The sequence below is a fragment of the Mycobacterium cookii genome, from assembly GCF_010727945.1.
In the GTDB taxonomy this organism is placed as follows: Bacteria; Actinomycetota; Actinomycetes; order Mycobacteriales; family Mycobacteriaceae; genus Mycobacterium; species Mycobacterium cookii.
Map to the genome: position 1 here is coordinate 4,579,200 of NZ_AP022569.1, position 10,377 is coordinate 4,589,576.

Genomic DNA, 10,377 nt, shown 5'->3' on the forward strand with positions numbered 1-10,377 from the left:
CTGCGCGGTCCCCGCGGTAAGGAGAGACCAAAGGGACCGCGCAGTCACATCCTGCGAGATCTAGGCGGCGTGGTGGCCGTGCCACTGCGGGTGCGCTGACGTCTGCTCGGGTCGGCCAGCCGGCGCGGGGCGCGGCAGGGGGGAAGCCACCTGCTTCGCATCGTCCCTGGTTGCGCTTTGCACAAGCTCCCGGATCCCCAACCAGGCCGCGGCGATTGTCGCGCCCGCCAATACGAGACTCACCAACAGCACCGGGTCGACGAAGGTGAGCAGCAGGACGGCGGCGGCGAGGCCCCAGAGCAGTTCGGCGCGCCGGTCCCAGAGCCTCTCGCCGATCGAACGGTCTGTTTGCCCAGCTCCAGTCGTCGCGTCCTTCTGCACCGTGACCTCCTCATAATTAAAGTCACCCCGATTTTAACTACTGTTTGGCACCAGTGCGAAATATCGATCGAGGTTGTCGCGTATCCCACGAATTGTTATCTGCATCACATCGCTGGCGGGAGGAGCGACATCGACCGCGCTCGAGAGGGCGTTTTGACCTGCGCGGATATCCGCCGGTAAGCTGCTCCGTTGGCGTGCGGTACGCCGGGCCTCGGGTCAATGTCGGTCGCCGAGAACATCCCTTGTCCGCAGAGCGCCTGACCGGCACCCGGGTCACCGGGATCCGAACCCGCGGAAGCGGCCCGAAAGAAAGAGGTAAGCGCTGTGTCCACCTACGCGCCTAAGGCGGGTGACACCACGCGGACGTGGTACGTCATCGACGCCCAGGACGTGGTGCTTGGTCGCCTCGCCGTTGCTGCAGCGAATCTGCTGCGCGGCAAGCACAAGCCGACGTTCACACCCAATGTCGACGGCGGTGACTTCGTCATCATCGTCAACGCCGACAAGGTCGCCATCAGCGGCGACAAACTGCAGAACAAGCTCGCTTACCGGCACTCGGGTTATCCCGGCGGGCTGCGCAGTCGCACCATCGGTGAGCTGCTGGAAAAGCACCCCGACCGCGTGGTCGAGAAGGCGATTCTGGGCATGATCCCGAAGAACAAGCTCGGTCGTCAGATCAAGCGCAAGCTGCACGTTTACGCCGGGCCGCAGCACCCGCACGCCGCACAGCAGCCGACCCAGTACGAGATCAAGCAGGTGGCCCAGTAATGACCGAGACCGCAGCAACCGAGACCGAGGTCGTCGTCGAAGAGACCGCCGAGACCGCCGAGACCGCTGAGACCCCCGCTCCCGCCGCAGCGCCGGCCGCGCGGGAGGACTCCTTCGTCATCGAACGTCCGATCCAGACCGTCGGCCGCCGCAAAGAGGCCGTCGTCCGGGTTCGCCTGGTGCCCGGCACCGGCAAGTTCGATCTGGACGGCCGCAGCCTGGAGGCCTACTTCCCCAACAAGGTGCACCAGCAGCTGATCAAGGCCCCGCTGGTGACCGTGGACCGGGTGGACAGCTTCGACATCTTCGCCCACCTCGACGGCGGGGGCCCGTCCGGCCAGGCCGGCGCGCTGCGTCTGGCGATCGCGCGGGCATTGATCCTGGTCCAGCCCGAGGACCGGCCCGCGCTGAAGAAGGCCGGCTTCCTCACGCGTGACCCGCGTGCCACCGAGCGTAAGAAGTACGGCCTGAAGAAGGCCCGCAAGGCGCCGCAGTACAGCAAGCGCTGATCCACGCGGCGATCACGGCCGCGTACCGGTTGGGTGGCACTCCGGGCAATCCGCCTGTCGCGAGTGTGCGCGGTCACCGACTGTGAGAGGTTTGTCCGCATGGGTCGACTTTTCGGCACCGACGGCGTCCGCGGCGTCGCCAATCGTGAGCTCACTGCCGAGCTAGCGATGGCGCTCGGCGCCGCGGCCGCCCGGCGGCTGACCAGCCTGGGCGGTCGACGCCGTCGGGTCGCGGTCATCGGCCGCGATCCGCGAGCCAGCGGCGAAATGCTGGAAGCCGCGGTGATCGCCGGCATGACCAGCGAAGGCGTCGACGCGCTTCGGGCCGGTGTGCTGCCGACCCCGGCGGTGGCCTACCTGACGCACGCCTACGACGCCGACTTCGGCGTGATGATCTCCGCGTCGCACAACCCGATGCCCGACAACGGCATCAAGATTTTCGGGCCGGGCGGCCACAAGCTCGACGACGCGACCGAGGACCAGATCGAGGATCTGGTCGCGGCCGGTCCGGGTCTGCGTCCGATCGGGGCCGAGATCGGACGCGTGATCGACGCCGAGGACGCCCTCGACCGCTACCTGCGTCAGGTGGGCAAGGCGAACACCGTTCAGCTCAACGGGCTGACCGTCGTCGTCGACTGCGCGCACGGCGCCGCTTCGGAGGCCGCGCCGCGCGCCTACCGTGCTGCCGGTGCGCGCGTCATCGCGATCAACGCCGAGCCCAACGGCCTCAACATCAACGATCGCTGCGGCTCGACGCACCTCGATGTGTTGCAGTCGGCGGTGCTCAGCCATGGCGCAGACCTCGGCTTGGCGCACGACGGCGACGCCGACCGGTGCCTGGCGATCGATGCCGCCGGCCAGATCGTCGACGGCGACGCGATCATGGTGATCCTCGCGCTGGCGATGCGGGAGGCCGGCGAATTGGCCGGCAACACTCTGGTCGCGACCGTGATGAGCAATCTTGGCCTGCACCTGGCGATGCGTGCGGCCGGCGTCGAGGTCCGCACCACCAGCGTCGGCGACCGGTATGTGTTGGAGGAGTTGCGATCTGGCGAGTTCAGCCTCGGCGGCGAACAGTCCGGCCACATCGTGCTGCCGAACCTGTCGACCACCGGCGACGGCATCCTCACCGGCCTGCGGGTGATGTCGCGGATGGCACAGACCGGCACGCCGCTCGCGGGTCTCGCGTCGGCGATGCACACCCTGCCGCAAGTGCTGATCAACGTCGGAGTGGCCGACAAGGACGCCGCCGTCGCCGCGCCGTCGGTGCAGACCGCGCTGCAGCAGGCCGAGGACGAACTCGGCGACACCGGTCGAATCCTGTTGCGTCCCTCGGGAACCGAACAATTGATTCGGGTGATGGTGGAAGCCGACGACGAGCACGTCGCTCACCGGTTGGCCGCCCACGTCGCTGACACCGTGCGCGCCACGCACTAAGGGAACCATTTCCCGACAGGTCCCGTCGAATTCGTTATGGGACAACGGGTGTCACCAGCGGCCCTTGATCGCTGCGCGAGCTCGGCTCGAGCAGTGCGCAACGCTACCTGCGAGCGTATTGTAAACCCATGGTTTACAGATGGAGATTAGAGCCAGCGCACGCAGGCATGGCGTCGAGGACGCCGACATGCTGCACGCCTGGCGCAACCAGCTCCGCTACATCGAACTCGAATACGACGGGCAGCGTCAGCTCTTGGTCATCGGGCCGAGCCGCTCCGGCGCGCTACTGGAGATGGTTCTGCCTATCGATCCGCCGCAGCGAATCATTCACGCAGACAACTTGCGGTCCACGTTTTATGGGTATCTCCGTTGACGCGGGAAAGTGAAGTAATGGCAGCGGAATTCGAGATCACTCGCGACAAGTCCGGCGAGTTCCGGTTTCATCTCAAGGCTCCTGACGGCGAGATTCTTGTCACCAGCCACGCCTATACGACTCGAGCGAAGGCCGAGCGAGGCGTCGAGTCAGTCAGGACAAGCGCGCACGGCGCCCAGATTCACTACCTTTCGACGGTCGAAGCCGAAGAACCTGGCATTGAGGTCTGGCTGGATTCGGTCGACCCTGATCCGGCCGACGCCAGGGACGCAACGCATATCCGACGGGTCATTGCGGCTGCCGAGACGGTGCGAGCCGCGCAGTCGGAGTTGCGCGGCGCCGTCAGCGCTGCCCGTGCCGCCGGCGACACGTGGGACGCGATCGGTGTCGCGTTGGGCACTACCCGGCAGAACGCGTATCAGCGGTTTGGTCGCTGACTGGAACCGTTTCCCGACACGTCCCGTCGAATTCGTTATGGGACAACGAGACGCATTTGTGGACGCTGCGACGGTGCGCGCGGTCGCGGACCGGTTCGACGACACCGCACATCGCATCGACGCGGTGGTGCGTATTCATCTCGGCGGGTTGACTTTCGACGGAGCCACCGCGGGGCGGGCTTATGCCGGCCAGGGCGATGCGATCAGGTTCGCGCTGCACCGGCTCAGCGCCGAGCTGACGCAATGGGCAAGGGCCACTGCAGAAGTCGCTGCGACCCTGCGCGCGAGCGCGGACCGCTACAGCGAAGCGGACCAGTACGCCGCCGCGGGAATCGGCTGACGATGGCCGACCGGTTGGATGTGGCAGGGCGGCTGGCAGAGGGCCGCCAAGCCGTCGAGCACACACAGACCTACGTGCAGGCCTGCCATGCGCTCGGCTATCAGCAGCCCGACCTGACCGCGCACGCCGGCCAGGTGGAGGACTGGTACGACGCCGAATCCGGGCTGGATCTCAAGGCGCTCGACGGCGATTGCGCAACGCTGCGCGCGGCGGTCAATGCCGTCGAGGAGGCGCTTTTCATGCAGCGTACGCAGGTGACCGAGCTTGCGGCGGGTTGGCGAGGTTCGGGTGCTGACGCCGCGGCGGGCTTTGTGCAGCGCCACTGCGACGTCGCGGCGGACGTGGCCGCGCACGTCCGATCCGCCGCTGAGGGCTGCGCCGCGCTGCGCGACAACCTATGGCAGTTGGTCGACGGCAAAGTCGCGACCACGGTCGCCATCGACGATCGCCGAGCGGCGCAGCGGCCGGCCTGGCTGTCTGCAGCGCACACCGTCGTGACGGGCGAGGGAGACCGTTCGGTCGCTGACGACCTGATCCGTCAGCAGGTAATTCCCTACGTGGACGACGATATTCGTAACGATTGGCTGGCCGCGATGCATTCGACGACGGCGTCGATCGCGCGGTCCTACGACACGGCCATCCACGCGTTGACGTCGACGCCGGAGGTGGCTTTCGAGATTCCGGGCGAGCTGGGCCCGAAGCGGCAGCCGACGTCCGGTGAGCCAGTTGGTCCGGCCCCGACAGCGCAGACGTTGCCCGACATCGCAAGTCCCGCCGCGACGGTGCCCGCGGCGGCGCAGGCCCAGCCGTCACCGACAATGCCGGAGCCGCAGCCACTTTCGGATGATCCACCTGAGGTGTCGGGAACACCGCTGGACGATCTGAGCGGATTATCCACGGGCGCAGGTGGTTTGGGTGGTCTGGGCGGTATCGCCGGGGGCATCGGGGGAGTCATCGGAAGCATCGTCGACGGTATCGGCAGCCTGATCGGCTCGCTGGCCGGCGGACTGGGCGATGCCGCCGGTTCCGGCGACCCGCTACTCGATGATGAGCCGGTCGACACAGACGACATTGCGGATGACCCGGAGGAAGCCGCCGATCCGGAGCCGACCGTTCCGGACGACACCGCCGTTCCGGAGGAACCGGTCGAGCAGCTCGCCGAAAGCCCCCCTGCGGCAGTCGAAGCCGTCAACGAGCCGGCTGCACCGCCGCCGATCGACCCGCCTGCGGCCGACCAGCCGGCGCCGCTGGCGGGGCCGCCGCCGGACGGATCGACGCCGTGCGAGATCGCCGAAGATCAATTGCCCCAGGCGGGGCAGTGATGCACTGGCTCAGCTGGGCACGAGTTCGCGCAACTGCTCGACGAAGCGCACGGATTCGTGCCGGTCCGTGCTGATCGGTGTCGCGAGAAGCGTTGTGACACCGGCTTCGGCGAATGCCGCCACCCGCTCGGCGACGAAGCCGCGGGGGCCGACCAGCGAGATCGACCGGACCAGCTCATCGGGAACGGCGGCGATGGCGTCCTTCTTGTTGCCGCCCAAGTACAGGTCCTGGATGCGGTCCGCGACCTCGCCGAACCCGTAACGGGTGGCCAGGTTGTGGTAGAAGTTGCGGCCCTTCGCCCCCATCCCGCCGATGTAGAGGGCGAGTTGTGGTTTGAGCCATTCGAGCCGGTCGTCGACATCGTCGCCGATCGCCAGCGACGGGCCCGCCATCACATCCAGAGTGCCCAGCTCGGGATCACGCTTGGCCATGCCGGCGTCCAGCGCTTCGCCCCACACCGACTTCGCTTTCTCGGGATAGAAGAAGATCGGTTGCCAGCTCTCCGCGATCTCCGCCGTCAGCTCCACGTTCTTCGGGCCCAGCGCCGCAATCGAAATCGGAATCCGTTCCCGTACCGGGTGATTGATGAGCTGTAACGGCTTGCCCAACCCGGTGCCGCGCTCCGCGGGCAGTGGAACTTGGTAATGCTTGCCGTTGTGGTTGACCCGCTCGCGGCGCCACACCTGGCGGCAGATGTCCACCACTTCGCGGGTGCGGCCCAGCGGAGCGTCGAACGGAAGGCCGTGAAAACCCTCGATGACCTGCGGTCCGGACGTGCCGATGCCGAGCTGGAACCGGCCGTCGGAGACGTAGTCCAGGCCCGCGGCCGTCATCGCCAGCAGGGTGGGCGTGCGGGTGTAGATCGGGAACACGCCAGAGCCGAGTTCGATCGTGTTGGTCTTGGCCGCCAGGTAGCCGAGCTGGCTGACCGCGTCATAGGAATACGCCTCGGGCATCAGCACGATGTCGGCGCCGACCTTCTCCAACTCGACCACGTGATCCGCGGCCTCTTTGAAGTCGCCGGAATAGTTCAGCGTAAGTCCGATTTTCATTGCCACGTTATACCACCCAACCGGTTGGTTGATTAATTCAGCCCTTGAGTAGGGCGACGAACTTCTCTTCAGGGGTCACGGGTACCGCGTCGTCCTCCAACGCGACGGTTCTGGGCAGTTGGACGTCGGGATCGGCGAAATCGCGGTACGTCTTGTCTCCGCCCAGTGCGTACAGCAGATAGCCGGTCAACAGTGCGCGGACCGCCTTCTGCGTCTTGCGATCCGGCGAGCCCAGACCGAACGCGGTACCCAGTCGACGGCCTTCGGCCAGCCCGTTGGGCTGCGCTTTGTTGACGATCCGCAGCGTGGCTGCGTCCCACGATTTCCACAGTTCAATCGCGTTGGACCGCAATGCCTTTGCCACTCCCGGCGCGCTGAACACCACGCCGGGCACGCGCAGTGACGCCGCGGGCTGCTCGGCGGGCGGGCTGGTGACGGTGGGGAAGATCGCCGCGACGGCCTTGGGTTTGACCTTCATGCCGGCTGCCGCGAACACCGCCGCCGAGCCGCCGAACCCATGCCCGACGACGCCGAGTTTGTCGTGGTGGACGCTGATTTTGCCCGGCCCCAGCCGCACGCCGGCGGCGATGTCGAGCGCAGTGCCCAGGTCGAACGCGAGGTGCAACGCCGATGGCGCCAATCCCCGCTCGGTATCCGGGGCCGCCGCGACGATGCCCCACGACGCCAGATGCTCCAGAAGTCCCGAGTAACGCCCGACTCCGGTAAGCCAGTCGTGCCCGAACGCCACACCGGGCAAGTTGAACCCCGCTTCGGGTGTGTAGACGGCGCCCGGCAAGCCCGCGAAGGCCAAGTCCCCGCGCAAGACTCGATGCGGCCCACGTCGGGTCAGAGCGGCGACGAGCGTGCGGGTCTTGGCCACCCGTTGACGGTAGCGCACGCGGTCTTCGTCCCAACTAGCCTGCGACCAGGCGAGTCAGGCAATGGCAAGCCGATTGACAATGGATCGCCAGGCAACACGCGGTGAACGGGCGTTTCGGGCCGCTGCCACGACGACAACTTCTTCGACGGCGAGCCCCGCGACGCGGGCCACTGGCACGGCATAGGCACTTGGCATCCGTGAATCGATACCGATTTGTGATTTGCTGACGCAGCCGCCCCCAACTCGGGGCGGCTGCTCCATTTCGGAGCTGCCAATCGAGGGAACGTGCCGGTCAGGCGTCTGCGCGGGCGTCAGCGCAGCGGACGCTTGCCACTGAAACTTAGGTAATACCAAGGCTATTCATAGCGACTCATAACAGAATTTGCCCGCGAAGTGTTTGGCGTGTACGCCTCGGGTGGTACCCGTTGCGGGTGATAAACATCAAACGAATCGCAGCTGCGACAGCCATCACCGCGGGTCTAGGGCTTGCTGGTGTGGGCGCGGCGAGCGTTGCCGACGCGCAGCCGACCGGCCCGTTGCCCGACTACCACTGGTGCCCTGGTCAGTTCTTCGATCCGGGCTGGGGCAACAACTGGGACTGGAACCGGTGCCACGACGACTTCTATGGCGACGGGGACCCGCATGACCAAGGCCACTGGCACGGTTATGGCGCCTGGCACGGCGACAACGACCGTGGCTGGGACAACGGCCGTGGGCCCGGCTGGGACAACGGCCGTGGCCCGGGCGGCCCCGGCTACCACGACAACGACCACCCCGGTGGTCCCGGTTGGAATGACCACCGGTAAGCCGGTTAACAGATAGTTGACTTCCTGCAGGTGAGAACAGTGCAGCCGTCCCGATCGGGGCGGCTGCACTGCGCTGCAAGGGGCTCGCGACGACTCGACTGCACTACCCTGAAGGGCTATGTGCGGAATAGTCGGCTACGTCGGGCACCAGCCTGCCCTCGACGTCGTGGTCGACGCGCTGCGCCGGATGGAGTACCGCGGCTACGACTCCGCGGGCGTGGCACTGGTCGACAGCGCCGGCACACTGACGGTCCGTCGGCGCGCCGGCCGGCTGGCCAATCTCGAGGAAGCGCTCGCCGAGACCGACCCCGCGTGTCTGACCGGCAGCACCGGTCTCGGCCACACCCGCTGGGCCACGCACGGACGGCCCACCGACCGCAACGCCCACCCACACCGCGACGCGGCGGGCAAGATCGCCGTCGTCCACAACGGCATCATCGAGAACTACGCGGTGCTGCGGCACGAACTGGAGGCCGACGGCGTCGAGTTCGCCAGCGACACCGACACCGAGGTGGCTGTGCATCTGGTCGCCCGGGCGTATCACCACGGCGAGACCGCGGGCGACTTCACCGCCGCGGTGCTGGCGGTATTGCGCCGCCTCGAGGGTCACTTCACGCTGGTGTTCGCCAACGCCGACGAGCCGGGCACCGTCGTTGCGGCGCGCCGCTCCACGCCGCTGGTGGTCGGCATCGGCGACGGCGAGATGTTCGTCGGCTCCGACGTCGCGGCCTTCATCGGGCACACCCGCGAAGCGGTCGAGCTCGGCCAGGATCAGGCCGTGGCGATCACCGCCGACGGCTACCGGATCTTCGACTTCCAGGGCAACGATCTCACCGCCGGTGCTCGGACCTTCCACATCGACTGGGACTTGGCCGCCGCCGAAAAGGGTGGCTACGAGTACTTCATGCTCAAGGAGATCGCCGAGCAGCCCGTCGCGGTGGCCGACACGCTGCTCGGGCATTTCGTCGACGGCCGCATCGTGCTGGACGAGCAGCGGCTCTCCGATCAGGAGCTGCGCGAAATCGACAAGGTCTTCGTGGTGGCCTGTGGCACGGCGTATCACTCCGGGCTGCTGGCCAAGTACGCGATCGAGCACTGGACCAGGTTGCCCGTCGAGGTGGAGCTGGCCAGCGAGTTCCGTTACCGCGACCCGGTGCTCGACCGCAGCACACTGGTCGTCGCAATCTCGCAGTCGGGGGAGACCGCCGACACGCTGGAGGCTGTGCGGCACGCCAAGGAGCAGAAGGCCAAGGTCTTGGCGATCTGCAACACCAATGGCTCGCAGATTCCACGCGAGTGCGATGCGGTGCTCTACACCCGCGCCGGACCGGAGATCGGGGTGGCGTCCACCAAGACCTTCCTGGCGCAGATCGCCGCCAACTACCTCGTCGGCCTCGCACTGGCTCAGGCCCGCGGCACCAAGTACCCCGACGAGGTCGAGCGCGAATACCGTGAGCTGGAAGCGATGCCGGAGCTGGTCGCCCGGGTGATCGCCGAGATCGCGCCGGTCACCGCGCTCGCCCGCCGTTTCGCCCAGGCCTCGACGATCTTGTTCCTCGGCCGCCACGTCGGCTACCCGGTGGCCCTGGAAGGCGCGCTGAAACTCAAGGAACTCGCGTACATGCACGCCGAGGGCTTCGCCGCCGGTGAACTCAAACACGGCCCGATCGCCTTGATCGAAGACGATCTGCCGGTGATCGTGGTGATGCCCTCACCCAAGAATTCGGCGATGCTGCACTCCAAGCTGCTGTCCAACATCCGCGAGATCCAGACGCGCGGCGCGATCACCATTGTGATCGCCGAGGAGGGCGACGAGACGGTGCGCCCGTATGCCGATCACTTGTTCGAAATCCCCGCGGTGTCAACCCTTTTCCAGCCGCTGCTGTCCACCATCCCGCTGCAGGTGTTCGCCGCGTCAGTGGCACAGGCCCGGGGTTACGATGTGGACAAGCCGCGAAATCTAGCGAAGTCCGTCACCGTAGAGTGACGATGCGCCGCGAAACGCGGCGAGGAGGAACGAGACGATCCGGGCACCGTCGAGTAGCAGCCGTTCGCCGTTGTAACGCGCCGA

Annotated in this window: 12 protein-coding genes and 1 pseudogene; 10 read left to right on the forward strand and 3 right to left on the reverse strand. The window is 66.9% G+C overall.

Translation table 11 applies throughout. The features are described from left to right. Window positions 1-60: 60 nt before the first annotated feature. On the reverse strand, window positions 61-381 hold the full coding sequence (locus G6N27_RS21520) for a hypothetical protein (RefSeq protein ID WP_163779939.1): 321 nt from the start codon (window positions 379-381) through the stop codon (window positions 61-63). Window positions 382-705: 324 nt separating this feature from the next. On the opposite strand from G6N27_RS21520, the gene rplM reads away from it, so the two are divergent. The 8 genes and pseudogenes from rplM (at window position 706) to G6N27_RS21560 (ending at window position 5,567) form a co-directional block, all read left to right on the forward strand. Next, complete coding sequence (gene rplM / locus G6N27_RS21525) at window positions 706-1,149, forward strand: 50S ribosomal protein L13 (protein WP_163779941.1); 444 nt, start codon at window positions 706-708, stop codon at window positions 1,147-1,149. Next, complete coding sequence (gene rpsI / locus G6N27_RS21530) at window positions 1,149-1,658, forward strand: 30S ribosomal protein S9 (protein WP_163779943.1); 510 nt, start codon at window positions 1,149-1,151, stop codon at window positions 1,656-1,658. Before rplM ends, rpsI begins: the two co-directional genes overlap by 1 nt. A gap of 99 nt (window positions 1,659-1,757) precedes the next feature. Further along, entirely contained in the window at window positions 1,758-3,095 is a 1,338-nt protein-coding gene (glmM, locus tag G6N27_RS21535) for a phosphoglucosamine mutase (RefSeq protein WP_163779945.1), read from the forward strand. 139 nt (window positions 3,096-3,234) lie between these two features. Next, entirely contained in the window at window positions 3,235-3,468 is a 234-nt protein-coding gene (locus G6N27_RS21540; protein WP_163779947.1) for a hypothetical protein, read from the forward strand. 17 nt (window positions 3,469-3,485) lie between these two features. After that, window positions 3,486-3,590, forward strand: a pseudogene (locus G6N27_RS25620) (YegP family protein); the annotation flags it as partial. Between the two features lie 96 nt (window positions 3,591-3,686). Continuing rightward, window positions 3,687-3,905 carry a hypothetical protein gene (locus G6N27_RS25625; RefSeq protein ID WP_163782130.1) on the forward strand — a complete coding sequence of 73 codons (219 nt, stop codon included), beginning with the start codon at window positions 3,687-3,689 and terminating at the stop codon, window positions 3,903-3,905. 58 nt (window positions 3,906-3,963) lie between these two features. Continuing rightward, window positions 3,964-4,245 carry a type VII secretion target gene (locus tag G6N27_RS21555; protein WP_372513059.1) on the forward strand — a complete coding sequence of 94 codons (282 nt, stop codon included), beginning with the start codon at window positions 3,964-3,966 and terminating at the stop codon, window positions 4,243-4,245. Window positions 4,246-4,247: 2 nt separating this feature from the next. Continuing rightward, window positions 4,248-5,567, forward strand: a complete 1,320-nt coding sequence (locus G6N27_RS21560) for a hypothetical protein (protein WP_163779951.1) — start codon at window positions 4,248-4,250, stop codon at window positions 5,565-5,567. A 9-nt stretch (window positions 5,568-5,576) separates the two neighbouring features. On the opposite strand, the gene G6N27_RS21565 is transcribed toward G6N27_RS21560, so the two are convergent. Both G6N27_RS21565 and G6N27_RS21570 read right to left on the reverse strand, forming a co-directional pair. Further along, complete coding sequence (locus G6N27_RS21565; protein ID WP_163779953.1) at window positions 5,577-6,620, reverse strand: LLM class F420-dependent oxidoreductase; 1,044 nt, start codon at window positions 6,618-6,620, stop codon at window positions 5,577-5,579. Window positions 6,621-6,657: 37 nt separating this feature from the next. Continuing rightward, window positions 6,658-7,500, reverse strand: coding sequence for a dienelactone hydrolase family protein (locus G6N27_RS21570; RefSeq protein WP_163779954.1), 843 nt, complete (start codon window positions 7,498-7,500; stop codon window positions 6,658-6,660). Window positions 7,501-7,994: 494 nt separating this feature from the next. Here G6N27_RS21570 and G6N27_RS21575 point away from each other — a divergent pair, with 494 nt between their 5' ends. Beyond that, complete coding sequence (locus G6N27_RS21575) at window positions 7,995-8,306, forward strand: hypothetical protein (protein WP_269474235.1); 312 nt, start codon at window positions 7,995-7,997, stop codon at window positions 8,304-8,306. 118 nt (window positions 8,307-8,424) lie between these two features. After that, window positions 8,425-10,293: a glutamine--fructose-6-phosphate transaminase (isomerizing) gene (gene glmS / locus G6N27_RS21580; protein WP_163779958.1), complete on the forward strand. Its 1,869-nt coding sequence runs from the start codon at window positions 8,425-8,427 to the stop codon at window positions 10,291-10,293. Window positions 10,294-10,377 lie beyond the last annotated feature (84 nt).